Raw genomic sequence first — 20,483 nt, forward strand, 5'->3', positions numbered from 1 at the left:
GGATGACTTTATGAAAATCATTGTTGAAAAAAATGCACAGTTAGGTGGTCAAGTTGGAGCCAAAGTATTTAAAGATGCTTTAGCACAAGGAGCCACAGTTTTTGGACTTGCTACTGGTAGTACCCCGATGACTACCTATGATGCCTTGGTTAATAGTGATGTGGATTTTAGTCAAGCAATTTCCATTAATTTAGATGAATATGTTGGCTTAACTCCAGATAATGATCAAAGCTATCGTTATTTTATGCAAAAGCATTTATTTGATCAAAAACCCTTCAAACATTCCTATGTTCCTGATGGTACCAACCCCGATGCTACTAAAGTGATTAATGATTACAATCATTTAATTGAAACTCATCCAATTGATTTACAAATTTTAGGGATTGGACATAATGGACACATTGGTTTTAATGAACCTGGTACACCATTTGATTCACTAACTCACGAAGTAAATTTAACTCCATCAACAATTGAAGCTAATGCACGTTTCTTTGAACGAAAAGAAGATGTGCCACAAAAAGCATATTCTATGGGAATTGCTTCGATTATGGGTGCTAAGCATATTTTATTAGAAGCCTACGGAACAGAAAAGGCACATATTATTAAAGAGGCGCTTCAAGGTCCAGTAACAGAAGATGTACCTGCTAGTGTATTGCAAAATCATCCTAATGTGACTGTCATTTTAGATGAAGCTGCTGCCAGTGAATTGCAAAATATCCATTAAGAAATTTATCAAACAGAACCAAAGTTATCGATTTGACGTTATGCTATAATAGTTTAGTGAACATAACGTACGATTTTTAACGGAGGTTTTTTTATTTGATGAAAAAGCGTTTATTTAAAACATTAGTCTGCTTCTCCGGTATGGCTGGAATGATATTGGCAGCCTTTATGCCAGTAGCTTCTCATGCTAGTACTGAAACAGATTTTATTAACAGCATAAAGGAACCTGTAGTTACTGTTAGTCATAAAAATCACTTATATGCGTCGGTAATGATGGCTCAAGCTATTTTAGAGAGTAATTGGGGGCAATCAGAATTAGCTCTTGATGGTAATAATTACTTTGGAATTAAAGGGGCCTTTGAAGGTAATTCAGTAACGATGAATACGGCAGAATACACTGGAAAAGGCAAACGATATACCGTTAATGCACAGTTCAAGAAATATCCATCAGTCAAGGAATCGATTGAGGATAATGCTAAAATATTGCGTAACGGCATTGATTCTGATCCGGATTACTATGATGGAACTTGGACAGAAAATACGGTTAGTTACGTTGATGCTGCCACAGCATTATCTTCCAAATATGCAACTGATATGAATTATGGTAATAAATTAACTAAGGTGATTCAAAAGTATGATTTAACTAAGTTAGATTCCAGCACCAGTAGCGGTTCGTTAGATATTAATCAACAAATTGCTGCCGGAGTGGATGATTCTATCGGTGATGATACAACTAATAAAACCGTCCAAACTAATATGCGCCGAATAACTGCTAATCCAGATGATTTAAAAGAAATTGATAAAACCGAGCAACTATTTAAAGAGGATAGTGCTAAAAAAGCTGATCAGCAAGGTAAAGAATTCAAGCTGGAAAATAAGTTATTAAAAGATTAAAAAATCACCTGAAAACCTTTTAATTTAAGTAGGTTTGGTATAATCTAATAGAGTAAAAAATAAGACAAAAAATGATTATAGGAAGAAAAAATGACAACTGAAACTACTGACTATAAAATAAAAGTTGAAAATGTAACAAAAAAGTACCAATTATTTAAAACTCAGTCTGAAAAACTACGTTCTTTTTTCTCACTGAATAATCATGAAATTCCTAATTTCTGGTCTTTAATGGGAGTTACTATGACGATTATGCCTGGTGAAGCCGTTGGGTTAATCGGGGTGAACGGATCTGGTAAATCCACCTTATCCAACATTATTTCCGGTATTATTCCTCAAACAACTGGAACAGTGGACGTTCGGGGAGAAACTTCAATTGTTGCTATCAATGCTGGGCTACGTGGTAACTTAACGGGAAGAGAAAACATTCGATTAAAATCATTGATGCAAGGATTAACCAATGAGCAAATTGATGAAATGATGCCTGACATCATTGCTTTTGCTGATATCGGTGATTTTGTGGATCAACCAGTAAAAAGTTATTCTAGTGGGATGAAGTCACGGTTAGGATTTTCTATTGCGGTTCATATTGAACCCGATATTTTAATCATCGATGAAGCTTTGTCGGTGGGTGATGATACTTTTTATCAAAAATGTGTGGATAAAATCAATGAGTTTAAAGCTAAAGGTAAAACCATCATTTTTGTTAGTCATTCATTAAAGCAAATTGAATTACTTTGTGATCGAGTTGCTTGGATTAATTATGGTCAACTAAAGATGATTGGTGAAACTAAAGAAGTTACTGGTGAATATCGTAAGTTTATTAAGATGTTTAGAGGCCTTTCTAAGAAGGAAAAATCTAAATTTCAACGTGAACAAAAAAATATTCAAAAAAACTTCAGTATTCAAGCATATGAAAAACAGGTTACTGAGCAATTACAGGCCGAGGAACCCGGTAACAAAAAAGTTCCGGCTGAGGTTCATAAAACCTTTTATGGTTCAGTGATTAGTGAAAAGATGCCAGTTAGTTCTCAAATATTAACTTGGGGAGTATTGATTGCTTTAATTTTCTTCTGTCTAGTTAATTTTTCAGGTTACTCATTGGGACATGTAATTACTGATCCTTCATTAATTCTGCATCCGTTGCAACACTTGATGTTTAAATAAAGTCGCTGAAAAGCGATTTTTTAACATTAACTATTGACAGCGCTTTCATAGTTCGTTATATTGTTACTAGGGTAATAAATAATACCTTTTAATCAATTCTCTTTCTCTCTAAAAATAAGACGGTGGTCGATTGACCACCGTCTTATTTTCGTTTAATATTTTAACTTGGAAGAAGGTTGAATAATGAAAAGTCATGAAGTTCTAACGTTGATTGAAGAAATTACCAGAAATGATGGTAGTTCATACATCGAAATTAGTAATATGGTTCAAAATGGTCGTGCTGAATTAGCAGCAGAACGAGGATTTATTAAAAGCGTTCGCATTTTGCAGTTAAACATTCCTCACTCTGCACATGTCATTAAATATGAGAAGTGGGTTAATCAAAATTTTACCATGCCAGATGAATCTATGGATCACTTTGAAGAGTGGGTTAAAACTCCTGAAGCTCAAGCGGAAGTGGATACTATCTTAAAAGAAAATCATTTAGGATAGGCCTTATAGATTTAATTCATTAGGCAAAGCAATGATTTGTTGGTTACCATTGTCATAAACAACTATCGATTGAGGATAATCGTTACTGAATGGATATGGTGAATCAAAAGTGGCTACTAAATTATCACCATCAATGTAGTCATAGGATAATTTATTTTGAAAATTAACTAGGTCTAATTTTACTAAATTAGAGAGTGGAAAAATACCCTGTAAATCATTGTCAATTATGTGCCAAATAAAATCAATGGCGTCATCAGGTAATGTATTGACAATTCCATAACTGGCAAAACGAGCATCATTTTTATTAAACATGGATAGGTTTCCTTTCGATTTAGGCTAAAAATTCTTGGTTGTCCATAATTAATTTGGAAATATGTTTAGCAACCCGATGATTTTCCGGTGGTAGCTTCATATAATCGCCATATAATTGTGTTAGAATTGCATCATAGTCAGCTGGAATGGTGATTTCAGTATCTTCAAATGGAACTTTTATCGTATCAGTTACTTGTTGATAAGTGAAAATTTCTTGATCATAATTATACTGAGAAGCTAAATTTTTAAAATGCGTATTGTCTTCAATGGGTTGCTGATTATATTCGTTAAAGAGAAGTTTACGTCTTTTTTTAAGTATGCTAGCAGACTCTTGCTGTTCGGTAGTTAAGTCAGTCTTAAACCGTCTAATAGGGGTCTCAATTAGATTGTAGCGCAATTTTATAAAAAGACGACTATCTATTATTTTAATATCATTAATTTGTTTTTTTAATTGAGCGGTTGAATTGGGAATTATATCTAATGGAAAAATATCTATAAAAATTCCTTTTCGTGCAAAATTAAAATTATTTTTTTCTTCGATATACGTATTTTGATTCAATAACTTGGCGTAGCTCAACGCATAATTAGGATCAGATACTGGTGTTTGTAAAAAGAATGGTTGATCAATAAGCAAGTTTGGGGCTAATTTAAGTAACTTTTCGTAATCTGGACGTAATAAGGCTACATCCATATCATCGTCCCAAGGAATAAACCCTTGGTGTCTAATAGCACCTAGTAAAGTACCACCAGTAGCAATATATGGAATCTCCAGTTGCTGACAAATGTTAATGAATGCTTTTAATGTACTTAATTCAGTTTGATGGATTAAATTAATCATTTTGGTGGTCATTGCAATCTCCCGTAGTAATAATCTAAGCATATTATACTACAGGAAAGCCTTTAACAGCTTATTGACAAACCAAAATTGGCTTGTAAGAAATGCGGCAAACTATTATACTGGTACATGATAGTTAATTAATTATTAGAATGGTGGATTATAATGAGTAATATGAACAATGCTTTACTGAATGAAGCAATTGAAGTATATCTAAGTTCGTTAAAATATTTAGATAACTTTGTCTCGGAACCGGCCAAAAAATACGGCTTATCATTTGAACAATATTTAATTTTACATACTATTGCTACAAGCGACCAAGTTTCATTGATGGATATTGCTAATGACCGTCATGTTACTAGAAGTGCAATTTCACGACAAATTAAAGTGTTGCTTAACCATAACTATATTTCACAAGAACCTGCTAAAAGTGATCGTCGGCGGTTGTATCTTCGACTAACCCCAGAAGGAAAAGAAGTAGAACAACAAGTGACTGATGTTGTTGCTAACCGTTTTGATAACTGGATTAATTATTATGGCGAAGATCGTGCACATGATATCATTGATTTTATTCGTGATTTTGCTGACCATCAAATGGGTGGTTATAATGAAACTAAGGATTAATATAAAAAAGAGGTAGCCCATTATGGGTTACCTCTTTTTTATTGAATACTTATTGTCAGGATAGGTATTCAATAAGCGTATCGTAAGCAATTTGTCATTATAAGCGGTTTACAATTGTTTACCATAACTAACATCGGTTAGCTTAGCTTCATAATATAAATCTTTGCTTAAAATTAACTTAAAATGCTATTAATCGACAAATTTAACCGCTGTACCATAAGCCGCAACAGTTTCCATATCCTGACTGATAGAATCAGAATCATAACGCATCATTACGACCGCATCAGCACCCATGGCAGTTGCATTATCTCTAAGTCGATCTACCGCAGTATCTCTTGATTCAGTAAGTAATTCAGTATATGCTTTGATTTCGCCACCAATAACATTCTTCAAACCAGCACCAATATTTTTAAAAACGTTTTTGGATTGGGTAGTAAGGCCAAAGACTTCGCCGATAACTTCGTAATTTTTACCTGGAATATTTTCAGTTGTTGTCACTAATAGTTTTTCCATGATAGTTCCCCCAATATCATTATTTTAAATGTATTCTAACATAATCAGTTACCGAGTAAAGTAATTAGACTTACGCTATTAGTAACAATGGTAGCGCTTGACTAAAACCACTGAAGACAATATCGTTGTCGCCAGTAAAATTTAAAATGTATAAAAATAATGCTATAGCATTGAAAATGAAAGAAATAATAATAATTCCGTAACGAATGGTTAAATAATGGTAGCCTTCTGGATGCCAATTACTCCGACGTTGTCCCTGATAAATGAATACTAACGCTAATAAAAATAAAACAGCTAAAATTTGAACGATTATTCCCAGTACAAACATTGAGGGGGTAAGGGTTCTTAGTTGAAGAAAATAAAATCCTAGCGTAATGAAATCAATAATGATTGCAATTAACGGCATAGCTGTCACCTCGTTTACTTATTTATATTTTGGGCTGTGCCATGATTCATTTTAGTTATATCAAAGTGAATGGGCCCTAATAATTGATTGTTTTGATTATAGGTTAACTATGGTTAAATTACACATTTTTTAACTCTAAAATGTTAGTTAATATATTTGGAAAATAGGGCTGATCCCAATACCGTTTTTGTAAATATCTAAAAATTTTAAATAATAAAAAGCCAAGATTCTCTAATATCAAGAATCTTGGCTTTTTTAAAATAGTTCTCATTGTTATTAAAATGGAGTCGGCGGGAATTGAACCCGCGTCCGAGCATATCGCCACCCAAACATCTACATTCATAGATTTATTATTTGAAATTCACTAGTAAAAACGCCATAAATCGAGGCTCTCATTACTAGCTAATCTGATTAGTCTCTTTACCTAACTTCAGATGGGAGCTAGATACGTAAGTCTGCTTATTATAGGACCCAGATCTACCCCACAGACAAAAGTAGGAGGATCTACGCTAAGCGCTTATTAGGCAGCTAATGCGTAAGAGTTAGAATTATTTTTTGCAGTTATAATTTTAAAAACTGGACGTTTTAACGTGTCGCCGCACGAAACGCAGTCCAGGTTCGACCTATACCCGTCGAATCCATAACGACCCCATAAACACGAAAAGTATATCATAGAATCGTTGAAACATAAAGAATTAAATCAAATCAAAGTGTTTTAAACCATTAACAATACCATGATCGGTATTGTTGGTAGTAATAAATTCAGCATAAGGTTTAACGTTATCTAAGGCATTACCCATAGCGACTGGATGATCCACGAAATCAAGCATTGGAATATCGTTATTACCATCACCAAAGGCATAGGTAGGGATACCTTCTAAACCAGCATTTTTAATGAGTTGTTTAATGCCTTCACTCTTGGAGTTTCCCTTAAGAACAATATCCATACTAAAAGGCGTGTTTCGATAAAAGGTTAGTTGGTCACCAAACTTTAAACGATAATCAGCGTCATGTCCTTGTGTCATAACAATCATCATATTAACTTGGTTATTTTGCCAAAACTCTTCGGCTCCTAAAGGTGGCACGGTACTATTTACCGAATCATAGGCTTGCTGAGTTAGTTTAGTCACTTTATTCATATGAGATTCTTTGCTATTTAAGACAGCGACTGCGTCTTCAAAGTCAGCTGCATATGCAGCCATCTCAGCAACAAGTGTTTTAGGAAATTCAACAGCATAGACCGGCTTGCCTTCATAAATAACATAGTCGCCATTACCTGAAACAACCGTATCGATTTTGGTATTACGCATGGTATTAGGAATTTCAAAAATATTTCTACCAGTAGAAATAACAGGAAGAACATTGTTTTGCCGTAAAGAATCCATGGCTGCAGCAACTTCTGGATCTACTCGCGTTTGTGCGTTTAACAATGTATTATCCAGATCAAAAAAGACTAAAGCTTTGTACATAAAAGTGTAACCATCCTTTTTATATGATTAATTTCATTTTAGCATAATAAATAACAACCTTTTTTAACAAATTGCTTCGATTATTGTTAAAATGGTACTAAGTGGGGTGGAGTTAATGAAGAAAACAACCGTTGCTGATGAAAATACACAGTTATTTTTTGTTCGGCTTCGTAAAATACCTGGAGAACATTGGTATTTGGCTGAAAAAAACAATTATCAATCTAAAACCAAGATACCTAGAAATTTATTGACGCAAGACTTTAACATTAATCAAATTAGTTTTTTTAACAATCACGTATGGTATCACTTTGATAATGGTGGTATTAACGGTTGGCTAGTCAAAAATAATATTCGACGTACTTTTCGTCGATTGGCTGTTAAGCCAATAAAACAAGCGACAGCTTCTGATTTAGATAATTATTCAGCAGTATTGGAAATGATGTTTGATTACGCGGGTCACCCGGTGACACCGCAAGAACTTAAACAAAGAGTTGATCAGTGGCATCAACAATCGTCCAGCTTCTTAGATTTAAGCGAGTTAATTATTGCCAAAACCAATTCTATTAAGGATCTAAATAATGCTGATTTTCGGCAACTTAACCGACAATTATTAAGAGGACGCCCGGTCATGATTAGAACGAATGACTTGAATAATTTAAAGTCCAGCGTTGTCTTGCTGACCGGTTTTAATCGTAGAACATATTATTATAACAATCCATGGACAGGAAAATTAGAAGTGATGTCTCAAAAACACTTAAAAAGATTTTGGAAAAATGGTGATTTTGAAGCAATCAGTTATTGAGAGGTAATATTATGAAGTTATTAATGGTTGAAGATAACAAGTCAGTGTCAGAAATGATGGCCATGTTTTTTCAAAAAGAAGAATGGGACGTTACTTACGCCTACGATGGTAATGAAGCGGTAGTCGTTTTTAAATCTGATCCTGAAAGTTGGGATATGATTACTTTGGACTTGAATCTACCCAAAAAAGATGGAATGCAAGTTGCCAAAGAGATTCGCGAAATTTCTAAAACAGTGCCCATTTTAATGCTTACTGCTCGCGATTCAGACAGTGATCAAGTATTGGGCTTTGAAATGGGCGCAGATGACTATGTTACTAAGCCATTTAGTCCAATTACGTTGATTGCTCGGATTAAAGCCTTACAACGGCGCAGTCATATGGCTAATGGTGATGATGAGGATCAAAATAAAAACAATGGCTTTGATATTACTACAGATCACTTTAAGTTAAATAGCAATACTCATGAAGCCTACTTAAATGATAATTTAATTCCGGATTTGACGCCTAAAGAGTTTGATTTATTGAAAACTTTGGCTCAAAAACCACGACAAGTCTTTTCTCGTGAACAATTATTAGAATTGGTGTGGGATTATGAATATTATGGTGACGAACGAACCGTTGACGCCCATGTAAAAAAATTACGTCAAAAAGTTGAAAAAGCTGGTCCGCAAGTAATTCAAACGGTTTGGGGCGTTGGATATAAATTTGATGATACAGAGGTCAAATAATAATGAAGATAATCTACCAACAGGTAATTGCGTTTTTTGCGGTGATCACGCTCACAATCCTACTGTTGGGTTTCTCATTTAGTCGTTTGGCTAAGTCATTTGTTTATGACACAACTTGGTCACGACTTGAAAATTACTCTGATAGTGTGGTGGAGCAGTCACTTCAAACTAAAAATAATAAAGTGACCTTTAATCCTACCAGTTTATCGACAACAGAGGGAATTCTTAACGGTCAAGATAGTGATTTTACGATGTATGCGCCCTCTAAAAAAGCTTTTTATCCGCAAGGTAATAAAAATTCTACGATTGCTGCTAATGATTGGAAACGACTAAAAAAAGGTCAAATGATACGTAAAGTCAATCGAGGTAATGAAATCGATAAACACCAATCTAAAAAACGTTCAGAAATGGTGGAAATACTAAAACCGTATTACTATCAAAAAAAATTAGTAGCGGTAGTAGCTGTCGGAACCTATACATCCGAATTAGAAGCGAACCTATCTAGAATCAACAGTAACTTGATTTTAGCCTTGATTTTATCATTAATTGTTTCTTTGATTATTAGTTTTGCCTTTGCTCATCGGCTAAACCGGCGGATTAGCGTCTTGCGAGATGCGGTTAATCAAGTTATTCAAGGACACTATAAGATCCGACTTCAGTCTGGTAATCGAGATGAAATTGATGATTTAACTAATGACTTTAACCACATGACTGATACTTTGGAAAATGCTGATAGTGAAATTAAACGTCAAGAAGAACGACGGCAAGAGTTTTTAGCGGATGCAGCCCATGAAATGCGAACGCCATTAACAACCATAAATGGAATTTTAGAAGGCTTTAAGTATGGTGTTATTCCTGAAGACTCACGGGATAAGAGTTTAAATTTGATGATGAGTGAAACCCAACGTTTGATTCGATTGGTGAATGAAAATTTGGATTACGAAAAAATTCGCTCTAAATCCATTAAACTGAATCGAACTCATTTCAATGCCACTGATGTTTTATATCAATTGCAAGAACAGTTATCTGGCAAAGCACAAGCATCAAATGATGAAATTATTATTAAGGCACCGGATAAGTTACCAATTTACGCTGATTATGATCGTTTTGTTCAAGTACTGGTAAATATTATTACTAATGGTATTCAGTTTACTGATAATGGAACAATTACAGTCACCGCTAAACGGGAAAATAATTTAGATGTTTTTGATATTACAGATACTGGTATTGGAATGTCAGAAGAGCAAATGAAAAATATTTTTGAACGTTACTATAAAGCTGATGCTTCCAGAAGAAGCGGTAAGTATGGCGAATCTGGATTGGGATTAGCAATTGTTCATCAACTAATTGAACAACATGGTGGAACGATTAAAGTGGTTTCTAAGTTGGGTAAGGGAACAACATTTAGTCTTACTTTCCCCAATGAAGATAACTATCCGAAATAGGTATATACCAAAATTAAGAAGATTGTAGTAAAATAAAGATGTAAATAAATTTTATTAGGTGGGGGTCCAACGAGATGTCATATTTAAATTTTGATGATTCAAAATTAAGTAAATTTGTTCACGATAATGAAGTTTCTGAAATGCAAGCAATGGTTAACGCAGCAGATGATGAATTAAGAAACGGTACTGGTGCTGGAAGTGACTTCAGAGATTGGCTTGATTTACCAACTAATTATGACCAAGCTGAATTTGCTCGAATCAAGACAGCAGCTCAAAAAATTAATCAAGATTCCAAATATTTGGTGACTATCGGCATTGGTGGATCATATTTAGGCGCTCAAATGGCCTTAGATTTTCTGCATAATAACTTTTATACTAGTGGCGAAGATCAAACTGGGGCTAAGGTAGTCTTTGCTGGTAATTCTTTAAGTTCAACTTATCTTAGTCAATTGATTGAGATGATTGGTGACGATGATTTCTCAATTAATATTATTTCTAAATCAGGAACTACTACTGAACCAGCAGTTGCCTTTCGAGTTTTTAAGGAAATTCTTATTAATAAATATGGTGAAGATGAGGCTAATAAACGAATTTATGCTACCACTGACGCTAACAAAGGGGCATTAAAACAAGAAGCTGACGCTAATAACTGGGAATCATTCATTATTCCTGATGGCGTTGGTGGACGTTTTTCAGTATTAACAGCAGTTGGTTTGTTACCAATCGCTACCTCTGGGGTTGATATTGATCAATTAATGAAGGGTGCAGCTGATGCTCAACATGAATATGTTTCAGCCGATTTGACTAAGAATGAAGCCTATCGATATGCAGCCTTAAGAAATATTTTGTATCGTAAAGGCTTTACGACTGAATTATTGGAAAACTACGAACCAAATATGAGAAGCTTTTCAGAATGGTGGAAACAATTAATGGGTGAATCAGAAGGGAAGGATCAAAAGGGAATTTATCCTTCATCAGCTAACTTCACTACTGATTTGCATTCATTAGGCCAATACATTCAAGAGGGGCTACGGAACTTATTTGAAACGGTAGTTAAAGTAGATAAACCAACAGAAGACGTTAATATTCCTTATGCAGAAGGTAATTTAGATGGTCTAGAATATCTTCAAGGTAAATCATTAGATTGGGTTAACACTAAAGCCTATGAAGGGGTAGTATTGGCTCATACTGATGGGGGAGTACCTGTGATGACAGTTCATATTCCTGATCAATCAGCCTATACTCTGGGTTACTTGATTTACTTCTTTGAAATTGCGGTTGGTATTTCCGGCTACCTAAATGGCATTAATCCATTTAACCAACCAGGAGTTGAAGCTTATAAAACAAATATGTTTGGCTTACTTGGTAAACCAGGCTATGAAGAAATTGGTAAACAATTAAATGATCGAATCTAAATAAAAAAAGAGTTAGTGTTTATTCACTAACTCTTTTTTATTTATTATTTAACTGTTCCAAAACGTTGAACGTAAAAACTACCGTCACTTAAATTAACATATTTTTTTTCAGAAGTTTTTTGGTCGCTAGAATAAGTAAAAAAGGCGGCATAATAATCTGTATTATTAACATTTCCTTGGGTTTGATCTGCCCCCGCGGCTTGACTAGCAACGTTATTTCCCTTAACCAGTCCCATATATTGATTATGATGAACAGTCACAGTGTCACTTTGCTTAGTATCATAGCTGGGTAAATTAAACTTTTGTCGCATTTGATCTAGCGTGTAGATACTATTGTAAGAACCACCTTTGAAGTTAATAGTGGTACCAGTATCAGTAGTTTTTGATTGGTTGTTATTTTCTTGGTTATTGTTCTTGGTAGTAACTGAATCAGCTGAAGTTGATTTAGCGTCACTATTATTTGATTCAGTAGTTTGCTTGTCACTTTGAGTACTTGATTCATTCTTTTCAGTATCGTTATTTACTTCATTGGTTGTATCTGCTGATGAAGAACTTTCTGATGCTGAATTTTTTTTAGCTGAATCGCTTTTTTTGCTAGAACTAGAAGTTTCACTAGCAGCTTGTTTTGAGTGTGATGCTTGTTTACCACAGCCAACAAGCATTAGTGGAATAAGTGCCAGAATTGCAATAGTACTAATTTTTTTCATCGATTTTCTCCTCTTAGAATAAACGTTAAAGCTTGCGCTAAGATTATCACGGTAAAAATTATTGGTCAAGTTCGGATGATGGTCGATTCTGGCGATTTGAAACAATCCAGAGGCCAGTTAACCAAATGATTGAAGCGATTAAAGCAATTCGAGTATTGGTTCGTAAAAATAAGACAATTGTTACAATTAAAAAAAATATTAAAACAAAATAATCTGAGATCGGATAAAGGGGCATCTTAAATTTTAAACTAGTTTCTTTATCGGTAACTTTGACAAAATGTCGATATTTCAAATGAGCTAAAATAATCATTCCCCAAACAAATAGAAAACAAGTGGTGGCAACGCTAGCAATAAAAGTAAATAAATCTCCTGGTAAAAAGAGTCCCATTACCATGATAATAGCAATGGTCATAGTAGAAAATATAATACCGTTTTTAGGTATTTGTCGCAGTGATAAAGAACCCAATCGTTGCCCTAACTTAGACTTAGAACCATAGGTCATTGAAAAAATCATTCTTCCGGTAGTAAAGATGGCACTATTACAAGAAGAAGCCGCGGCGGTTAAAACGACAAAATTAATAACGGCAGCAGCCGTTTTGATACCGATAGCCGAAAATACTTGAACAAAAGGGCTGGTATTGGCCGATAAATATTGCCAAGGATAAATACACATGATAGCCAATAAAGAACCAATGTAAAAAATCATGACTCGTTGCGGTACTTCGTTAATGCTTTTAGGGATAATTTTTTTCAGGATCTTTGGTTTCTGAAGCGGTCATCCCAATCATTTCGACACCGGTAAAGCTAAAGAGAACCATTTGAAATGACAAGAAGAACCCTTTAGCACCATGAGCAAACCAATTATTACCAGTTAAATTGGTTAAACTAGCGTAACCATAAGGCGTTTTGTAACCAACAACTACCATCACAATACCGACAATGATTAAGCCAACGATAGCCACAATTTTAATGACTGAAAACCAAAACTCAGTCTCACCAAAGGCTGATACCGTGAAAATATTTAAACAAAATAAAATGACCAATAAGCTAAGCGCAGTCACAATAACCGGAATGTTGGGAAACCACATTTGCACATAAAGACCAGCAGCAGTTAGCTCGGCCATGGCAATGGCAATCCAACATGACCAATAAGTCCAGCCGACTACAAATGCAGCTCGTTGTCCCAAATGGGTTTTAATAAGATCAACAAATGAGGTTATTCCCAAATTTGAGACTAGTAATTCACCTAAAGCGCGTATTAACAAAAAGCAGGCAATACCAGCGATTCCATAAGCTAATAAAATGCTAGGCCCGGCAAGTTTGATAGATTCACCAGCACCCAGAAATAGTCCTGTACCAATTGTTCCACCTAAAGCAATTAACTGTACGTGGCGATTTTTTAATTCTCGTGCAAGTTGGGGGGGATTTGTTTTTTCCTCCAAATTGATCACCTCCAATGTTATTGTAACTATAATACAGGTTAGTCAAAATAATGAAAAGAAAAGAACCGAAAAACAAAAAAGAGACTGCTAATTAGCAGTCTCTTTAATCTCTTATCACCCGCACGGGGCTCGAACCCGTAACTCCGCCTTGAGAGGGCGACGTCTTAAACCAGTTTGACCAGCGGGCAATGCTTTCAAACTTACTTAATAATTCTATATGAACTGATTAGGGTTTGTCAATGAATTTTTTACTGGATTTCATTGACAAAATTTATTATTTTAGATAACATTATTAATTGTAATCAATCATTGGGTATTCGCCAAATTGGTAAGGCAGCGGACTCTGAATCCGTAATTTACTGGTTCGAGCCCAGTATACCCAATAAGCATATATCAGCCGTTATCATTAGCAGTCAAATGCCGTGATACCGGCTTTTCTTATATATACAGTGTTTACTATATTTCATTGTTTTTCATCCCGGGGTAGTCAAAAGGGTAGTCAAAAACAGCGCAAGGCATGAGCCGTTAACTCAGTGTTAACGGTCTTTTTTATGCTTTGAAGCTTTTAAGGAAGTCAGTAGGGGTAGTCAAAATTAACATTTATAGCAGTAACAATCGTCCGAAAAAAGATAGATATTCTTGCTAATCTCAGTACTATCAATATTTACAGCCGTTTTAGTTATCTGACAGTGTTAACCGCAATTTATATTAATATCATCGTCAAAACCAACTTCAATCGGTAGCCACATACTTTCGTCTTTAATACATTTAATTAGGTCTTTCTTTTGCTCTTTGGTGAAGTGAGATGATTTCACTAGGTCTTTAAGGTTACTTAGATCGTTATTACTTTTTATCATGGTTAAGCCTCCTATAGTATCCCTCGAGATAAAACAAAAGTCACCCCGGCAGGCGACTTGAAGTAGTTGCTAATATTTCAATTAAGTTACATCTAATCATATCATTATAATTTATTTTATCATTGCTGGATTCAGCTAACAAGCTACTTAAATACATGTAAGTCCGTCAATAAATAGCAATCCGCAAACTGTAGTAAGGCTCTTAGTTTCCACGTATGAAAGTAAGTACTTTTTGAATAGCCAGTAGCCTCACAGGCTTCACCGTCGCTACATTCCTCAACATAGCGCTTTTTTAGTATTATGTAACACGTTTCATTGTGCTTATCTTTGATAGGGATGTTTCTAACGGCTTCTATGGCGATAAGCGTCTGTTTAACAATCATTTGTGCCGTTTTATACCGTACAATGGTGATATTCTCATCCCGGTTCGGTAGTTCAGTCGGTAAATCATTAACGTTTAGATCCTTAATGCCCGCCATACCGTAACCGCAAATTCTAGCCATTTTAGGCAAAGTCTTAGTTAAAAAGTTAGCCACGTTCTTAATAGTTGCTGGTTTGTCTACTACTGGCAAGATGCTGCTGTCAGTCAAAAAAGCCACCTCCATAGGTATAATAGAATATGCTAAAATGTAAGTACCCAAACAATACGTTTATTTACCTACTTAGCTGTTTCCATACCCGTGGAAATGGCTTTTTTGTTTATATTGGTTTGATTAATCGTAAATACTACGACGATGACCAATATTGATCGCTTCAACTACAAGTTCATCATCTTCAATGATACAAATAACTCGGTAATTACCAACTCGATAGCGCCATTGTCCTGAACGATTAGCAGTTAATCCCTTACCAATAGAACGAGGATCTTCAATGCCATCTATATGCTGGTATAGCCACCGAACTATTAGTTTAGACTGGTGCTTATCCATCTTTCTTAATGAGCGTTGTGCATCCCGAGAGAAATTCAGTTTATAACTCAATCCAAACCACCAAATTCATCTAAGATCTCACTCATAGGTACAGTTTTCTTGCCATCTTCAATAAAACGCTTATGAGCAATTTCTGCTGTTTGATTATCGTATTCATCTTCTAATTGTTCCATAGAGTAATTTTTAACTAAGTCAGATAACGTTAATCCGTGAAAATCAGCCATATACTGTAGCCATTCTTTTTCAGCATCTGAAACACGTACTGTAATCATTGCCATAAAATCGCCCCGCTTTCTTGTATTACATAGTAATACATATTGAAAAAGTAGTCAATTATAAAGGAATGTTAGCCAGCTTCTTAATATGTTGCTCCATTTTAGCCGTATGACTCATTAGGGGCTTTAATACTAGTTGGCGTTCATCCTCATTAGTAACGATGAAATAGCCTTGATTACCGCTTCTAACGCCAGCCACGGGAATATCATACTTCATGATGAGCGTGTTAATAATGCTATAAACGTCTCGCATGCTAATGCCGGTGATCTTTTCTAGTTCTTTAGCGGTAATAGGTCGCTCCATGCCATGAGGCAATAAGTTATATATCCGCTCTAAGTTGCTGTTTACTGGTAAGTTCATTTTATTCACTCCTTTTCAATTTGAATTGATTTTATTTCGGTCTTTTATAGTCTGCCCAATCTGACCATATTAATTTGAAACCTTAACATTCTTCAACAACTAGCTATCTTTTTAAGGCCTCGGAAATCTCGGGATACTTATTCAATTAACAAGGGTAGTTATAGCTACAGTTGTTCAAAGCTAATGGCAAAAACACATTAAGTTTTATTAAGTTATCCACTAAAAAATGTCAGGTTTTGTCAGGTTCTTAAATACTAAAAATGGAAAATTAAGTTGAGGTTTTATGAGGTTTTACGCCAAAAGGGGCAGAATAATATCAAGTTTTGTTAAGTTCTTACTGCAAATTAACCATAGGTTTTAATAGGTTGTGGCATTAATACTTTAAATTTAAGTGCGGGTTTTTGCAGGTTTTCGGTTATTCCATTGATGTTAACTGTTAGGCGTCTGTTAGGTGTCTGTTAGCTGACTGTTAGGTGACTGTTAGCTTGGTATTGCAAAAAGTGGCAACGCCAACTACCACAAGGGTATCCCGTCAATATTTGGCTGTTAAGTTTTGCCGTTCTTTTGCTGTTCGGTCGTAGTTAACTTGAAAAAAGTTAAAATACGCTAGTTTATACATACCAGTTAGTTAGGAGTTCGGCTGTTGTTTTTTTGCTGTTCAGATAACAGGTTTTAACAGGTTGGTCGATAATATTTTGCTTGTTAGTTGCTTGTTAAGTAGTAACCATTAATTACTATAATTGGTTTAATAACAACCGTTATAGCTGTTAAATTGCTTGTTAGATTTGCAATGTAACAAATATAAGGCAATGCATTCCGTTAAATAACTCCTGAAAGTGTCAAAAATTAAAGCATCCCTTGAAGCCAGTTATATCCAGCGTTTTTACTGTTTAGCTAATGAGTTTTTTTACAAATGTCATGGCTTTTTAGCAGTCATAAATTAACAATTACCTTTAAAGCAATCTAAGTCGTTTTAAGCGCTCGTACGTTCCCCTGATGTATTTACTCAAATTAGAATCCAAAATAGCTAATAGGGTTCTTTTTTTTGCCATTATGAGTTGATTAGGTTCTTTTTAAGTCTGCTTAATCTGCTGATAAAAGGGGTCGTAATTTGCGACTCCCTTTAATTCACGGCGCTACTTTTGGCGCTGGTGATTTCACTGCTTAATCTTGAACCACGAGGGAATAACGAATCGTTACACCTTTTTAGGGACTCCCAAATCTCCGCATTGATAAAAAATGTTAACTTAGCTTAACAGCAAGGAGGTAAATTCTTCAAAATCTACCGATAACTACATATATTTACCTTTTTTATTTCCAACATTTTCCTACATTTTTACTTTTTTGATTTCCATTAATTTCCAATAAAATTATACTGGCATTTCTGGCCGTATCCTTTGCGTAGTATGCGTTACCGTCTGGCGTATAGTTAGCGTACTAAGTAGCTTAACTAGTACGGTAAAAAGTAGCTCAATCAGTAACCTTAAATCTTATACAAGACGGTAACCATGTAAACTAAATTCACTCCGCTACTAATTAAATGGGGTATGATTTTGAACACGTCTGCTCTTTCAATAAATTCATTAACTGATACATCTAAGTCAGCTAAATCAGAAACAGAATGGGCTACGTTAATTGATTTTGTAAAAGTTTTTACTCTCATGCGACTACCTCTTTTTAATTTCTCCGTTTTTTTAAAAGTTTAAACTTAAAAATACGTGGTAACACGTGGTAACGTGGTACTTTCCTTGGTATATCAGTAATTACATACTAAACATATTAACGATTAGCGTGGTATAACGTGGTAACATGTGGTATCTTTTCAATAATTATGATTATTATTGTTGGCTCTTTAACTGATTCATCATATCCGCATCAATTTTTCTTACATAAACCCGTTGAAAACGATTATTTATTTTTCTTCTAGACGCTTTCCAATCATCTTCATTATCCATAATTAACTTAATTTTCTTTGCCTCGCTGTTGGTTCGACCGGTTAAATAGCGATCCACGGACTTATCGAAAACGACCGCCATAATTTCAGCCGATGAAGTCATTTGCATAGATTCTTTTTGGTTATCTAGTTTTTGGTCTAACCATTCTCCTAGGTCGTCCATATCGTCACCATTTTGATAACGTTGGTAATAGCTACGCTTGGTGTTGTTATTTAGTTCATTCCAGTTAGTCGGTACATCCATGTTGATGTAATCAAGAATAGCGTCTTTAACCGGATCAATTACTTGGGCTTCTTGCTGATAAACTTTAGCTTCTTGGATAGTCTGCTCGTCAAAATATAATGGTTCGCCAGCGTCCACCCAAGTCTTAACTTCTGCTAGTATTTGCAAAATGTCATCTTCATTAGGTTCAAGTGGGTTCTTAGTGGGGCGATTTACTCCGCATTTAATGGGGTAGAAACGTCTTTCACCCGTGGCATCTTTTAAGTAGTCTGTTTGGTTAGTCGTTCCAATAAAAACATTCTTGCGGGGATGATCGGTACTATAACGACCGTAACTAGCCCGATAACGATCAGAAACAGCACTGGTAAAGTTCTTCATACCTTCCAAATCTGTTTTCTTCATAGCGGATAATTCAGCAATTTCAACAATCCAACTCCCAATTAATAGCTGATAATCATCTTTACTTTTACCCATGTTCTTCATACTATCGGTGAAGTATTCCGGTGCTAGAATTCTGGTACTGGCGCTTTTTCCTAATCCTTGGCCACCCTCTAGAATAGGGATGATGTCGAACTTGCAACCGGGATGATAAACTCGGCTAACCGCTCCAGCTAACCATTTGCGGGTAACGGTACGGGTGTAGTGGTTATTGTTAGCGCCTAAGTAGTCTATAAAATAAGTTTCGGCTCGTGGCTTGCCGTCCCATTTTTGGGCTTCAATTCGGCTCTTTAAAGGATTGATCTTATTTAATTGAGCAGTGGTCACTAGGGCATCCATGATAATATCTTGTGCAAAGGTTACTTGATAAACTCGATCTAGGTAAGAGCGAATAACCGCATTATCTGAATCAACTAGATAGCCTTTTTCTAGTCCTACTAAAGAATCGCTATGGGTTTTAATTAATTGACCTGAAAATTCATCATATTGGATTAAGTCACTTAAATGCTCATCATGCTTAAAAATCAGCTCTACATTAGTGATTGAGCTTTTATATAAACCGCCGTTAGTAGTTCGGCGTAATTGGTCTTGCCAATCATTAGCTGTATTAATCTTTTCATCACGTTTAGCACCTAATTCAGCTATTTCATCCGGTAATTTAACCAACTAGGCCACCTACTTTTTTACTTTCACGCTTCAAAATAGATTTAAAGACAGTATTCACTTCATTATCTGGCAATGGGTCGGCTAGGGCACTATTAGCCATTAACAAGAAAGTGTAGGCGGTTTGAGAAGTGCATCCCGTAGCTAATATTTTACCGGCCAATTTAGTTAGCTCCGTATTCCGCTCGCCATTGTTAAAATTAGGCTGAATAATTTCATCTAATAATTTACCTGTCCACGTTTTAACGGTGGACTTATAACTGTAATCACGGGATGAAGTAGGGTTAATACGGTGATTAATTTCATTGATAAGCCATTGAGGAGCTTCTTTTACATCTGTCCAGTTATTAATAGGCGTGTAATTAATCCCGGATAATTTGCTAGGGGCTACGATAATATCATTTGTTTTTATTTCTACACCATCAAATAATTTAATAGTGTTGGGGTAGTTACTACTGGTATAATTAAAGCTGTAAAAGTAATGAAGCCCCTTGTTGGGAGTCATTTCGATATAGGTATCTTCTGGCAAATGTTTACCTTGTTTGGATAACTTGGCCATTAATTCAATCCCATTCGTTCCGTTCTCGTGTCGGTCAATGTCTACCACGATTAAGCCGGCATTTCGTAACAGAATGCCCACATTATTGTTATTACTAGTTTGTAACTGCTGAAACGTTTCTAGGCTAGTAGTAGCATTTTTGAACCCCTGCTGTTTGTTAGTAGGGGTTTTACTATTGGTAGCTAGTGGGAAAACAGAAAAACCTTGGTTAAATAATTCCTGTAATTGATTCATTTTATTTACCTCATTTAAT

At 35.2% G+C, this 20,483-nt stretch carries 23 protein-coding genes, 2 tRNA genes, 1 other RNA gene and 1 pseudogene; 10 read left to right on the top strand and 17 right to left on the bottom strand.

Features of this window, described 5'->3' with window-relative positions; genetic code table 11:
• Positions 1–10 precede the first annotated feature (10 nt).
• From HII32_RS05515 to HII32_RS05530, 4 genes are all read left to right on the top strand, one after another.
• Positions 11–724, top strand: coding sequence for a glucosamine-6-phosphate deaminase (locus tag HII32_RS05515; RefSeq protein WP_172189156.1), 714 nt, complete (start codon positions 11–13; stop codon positions 722–724).
• A gap of 98 nt (positions 725–822) precedes the next feature.
• Complete coding sequence (locus HII32_RS05520) at positions 823–1,617, top strand: glycoside hydrolase family 73 protein (protein WP_246224871.1); 795 nt, start codon at positions 823–825, stop codon at positions 1,615–1,617.
• Between the two features lie 90 nt (positions 1,618–1,707).
• Positions 1,708–2,781: an ABC transporter ATP-binding protein gene (locus HII32_RS05525; RefSeq protein ID WP_172189158.1), complete on the top strand. Its 1,074-nt coding sequence runs from the start codon at positions 1,708–1,710 to the stop codon at positions 2,779–2,781.
• 183 nt (positions 2,782–2,964) lie between these two features.
• Positions 2,965–3,273, top strand: coding sequence for a hypothetical protein (locus HII32_RS05530; protein ID WP_172189160.1), 309 nt, complete (start codon positions 2,965–2,967; stop codon positions 3,271–3,273).
• A gap of 3 nt (positions 3,274–3,276) precedes the next feature.
• Here HII32_RS05530 and HII32_RS05535 read toward each other — a convergent pair whose 3' ends face one another.
• A complete protein-coding gene (locus tag HII32_RS05535; protein ID WP_172189162.1) occupies positions 3,277–3,585 on the bottom strand; it encodes a DUF960 family protein in 309 nt (102 codons plus the stop codon).
• A 19-nt stretch (positions 3,586–3,604) separates the two neighbouring features.
• Entirely contained in the window at positions 3,605–4,435 is an 831-nt protein-coding gene (locus HII32_RS05540) for a LicD family protein (protein WP_172189164.1), read from the bottom strand.
• Between the two features lie 150 nt (positions 4,436–4,585).
• On the opposite strand from HII32_RS05540, the gene HII32_RS05545 reads away from it, so the two are divergent.
• Positions 4,586–5,044, top strand: coding sequence for a MarR family winged helix-turn-helix transcriptional regulator (locus HII32_RS05545; RefSeq protein ID WP_172189166.1), 459 nt, complete (start codon positions 4,586–4,588; stop codon positions 5,042–5,044).
• Positions 5,045–5,233: 189 nt separating this feature from the next.
• On the opposite strand, the gene HII32_RS05550 is transcribed toward HII32_RS05545, so the two are convergent.
• The 4 genes from HII32_RS05550 to HII32_RS05565 all read right to left on the bottom strand — a co-directional run bounded on the left by HII32_RS05550 (position 5,234) and on the right by HII32_RS05565 (position 7,432).
• Positions 5,234–5,557, bottom strand: coding sequence for a heavy metal-binding domain-containing protein (locus HII32_RS05550; protein ID WP_172189168.1), 324 nt, complete (start codon positions 5,555–5,557; stop codon positions 5,234–5,236).
• Positions 5,558–5,627: 70 nt separating this feature from the next.
• Entirely contained in the window at positions 5,628–5,963 is a 336-nt protein-coding gene (locus HII32_RS05555) for a hypothetical protein (protein ID WP_172189170.1), read from the bottom strand.
• A gap of 279 nt (positions 5,964–6,242) precedes the next feature.
• Positions 6,243–6,614, bottom strand: a transfer-messenger RNA (tmRNA) gene (gene ssrA, locus HII32_RS05560).
• Positions 6,615–6,658: 44 nt separating this feature from the next.
• Entirely contained in the window at positions 6,659–7,432 is a 774-nt protein-coding gene (locus tag HII32_RS05565) for a Cof-type HAD-IIB family hydrolase (protein WP_172189172.1), read from the bottom strand.
• A 115-nt stretch (positions 7,433–7,547) separates the two neighbouring features.
• Between HII32_RS05565 and HII32_RS05570 the strand changes: the two genes are divergently transcribed.
• The 4 genes from HII32_RS05570 to HII32_RS05585 all read left to right on the top strand — a co-directional run bounded on the left by HII32_RS05570 (position 7,548) and on the right by HII32_RS05585 (position 11,822).
• The gene (locus HII32_RS05570; RefSeq protein ID WP_172189174.1) at positions 7,548–8,234 is read left to right on the top strand and encodes a cysteine peptidase family C39 domain-containing protein; all 687 of its coding nucleotides are present in this window, start codon (positions 7,548–7,550) and stop codon (positions 8,232–8,234) included.
• Positions 8,235–8,245: 11 nt separating this feature from the next.
• Complete coding sequence (locus tag HII32_RS05575) at positions 8,246–8,962, top strand: response regulator transcription factor (RefSeq protein ID WP_172189176.1); 717 nt, start codon at positions 8,246–8,248, stop codon at positions 8,960–8,962.
• Between the two features lie 2 nt (positions 8,963–8,964).
• Positions 8,965–10,407: a sensor histidine kinase gene (locus tag HII32_RS05580; RefSeq protein ID WP_172189178.1), complete on the top strand. Its 1,443-nt coding sequence runs from the start codon at positions 8,965–8,967 to the stop codon at positions 10,405–10,407.
• Between the two features lie 74 nt (positions 10,408–10,481).
• Complete coding sequence (locus tag HII32_RS05585; RefSeq protein ID WP_172189180.1) at positions 10,482–11,822, top strand: glucose-6-phosphate isomerase; 1,341 nt, start codon at positions 10,482–10,484, stop codon at positions 11,820–11,822.
• A gap of 44 nt (positions 11,823–11,866) precedes the next feature.
• Here the strand turns inward: HII32_RS05585 and HII32_RS05590 are convergent, their stop codons facing one another.
• The 3 genes and pseudogenes from HII32_RS05590 to HII32_RS05600 all read right to left on the bottom strand — a co-directional run bounded on the left by HII32_RS05590 (position 11,867) and on the right by HII32_RS05600 (position 14,159).
• A complete protein-coding gene (locus HII32_RS05590; RefSeq protein WP_172189182.1) occupies positions 11,867–12,529 on the bottom strand; it encodes a hypothetical protein in 663 nt (220 codons plus the stop codon).
• Between the two features lie 58 nt (positions 12,530–12,587).
• Positions 12,588–13,971, bottom strand: a pseudogene (locus HII32_RS05595) (amino acid permease).
• Positions 13,972–14,085: 114 nt separating this feature from the next.
• Positions 14,086–14,159, bottom strand: a tRNA-Glu gene (locus tag HII32_RS05600).
• Positions 14,160–14,281: 122 nt separating this feature from the next.
• On the opposite strand from HII32_RS05600, the gene HII32_RS05605 reads away from it, so the two are divergent.
• Positions 14,282–14,354 (top strand) — tRNA-Gln (locus HII32_RS05605).
• Positions 14,355–14,663: 309 nt separating this feature from the next.
• On the opposite strand, the gene HII32_RS05610 is transcribed toward HII32_RS05605, so the two are convergent.
• From HII32_RS05610 to HII32_RS05645, 8 genes are all read right to left on the bottom strand, one after another.
• A complete protein-coding gene (locus HII32_RS05610; RefSeq protein ID WP_172189184.1) occupies positions 14,664–14,828 on the bottom strand; it encodes a hypothetical protein in 165 nt (54 codons plus the stop codon).
• A 143-nt stretch (positions 14,829–14,971) separates the two neighbouring features.
• Positions 14,972–15,418, bottom strand: a complete 447-nt coding sequence (locus tag HII32_RS05615) for an ArpU family phage packaging/lysis transcriptional regulator (protein WP_172189186.1) — start codon at positions 15,416–15,418, stop codon at positions 14,972–14,974.
• Between the two features lie 123 nt (positions 15,419–15,541).
• Positions 15,542–15,808, bottom strand: a complete 267-nt coding sequence (locus tag HII32_RS05620) for a type II toxin-antitoxin system RelE family toxin (protein ID WP_172189188.1) — start codon at positions 15,806–15,808, stop codon at positions 15,542–15,544.
• Positions 15,805–16,035, bottom strand: a complete 231-nt coding sequence (gene relB / locus HII32_RS05625) for a type II toxin-antitoxin system RelB family antitoxin (protein WP_172189190.1) — start codon at positions 16,033–16,035, stop codon at positions 15,805–15,807. Before relB ends, HII32_RS05620 begins: the two co-directional genes overlap by 4 nt.
• Positions 16,036–16,090: 55 nt before the next feature.
• Entirely contained in the window at positions 16,091–16,393 is a 303-nt protein-coding gene (locus HII32_RS05630) for a hypothetical protein (RefSeq protein WP_172189192.1), read from the bottom strand.
• A gap of 1,483 nt (positions 16,394–17,876) precedes the next feature.
• Entirely contained in the window at positions 17,877–18,056 is a 180-nt protein-coding gene (locus HII32_RS05635; RefSeq protein ID WP_172189194.1) for a hypothetical protein, read from the bottom strand.
• 175 nt (positions 18,057–18,231) lie between these two features.
• Complete coding sequence (locus HII32_RS05640) at positions 18,232–19,674, bottom strand: virulence-associated E family protein (protein WP_172189196.1); 1,443 nt, start codon at positions 19,672–19,674, stop codon at positions 18,232–18,234.
• Complete coding sequence (locus tag HII32_RS05645; RefSeq protein ID WP_172189198.1) at positions 19,667–20,464, bottom strand: bifunctional DNA primase/polymerase; 798 nt, start codon at positions 20,462–20,464, stop codon at positions 19,667–19,669. Before HII32_RS05645 ends, HII32_RS05640 begins: the two co-directional genes overlap by 8 nt.
• Between the last annotated feature and the right edge of the window lie 19 nt (positions 20,465–20,483).

The organism is Lentilactobacillus kribbianus, from assembly GCF_013184075.1.
Lineage (GTDB): Bacteria > Bacillota > Bacilli > Lactobacillales > Lactobacillaceae > Lentilactobacillus > Lentilactobacillus kribbianus.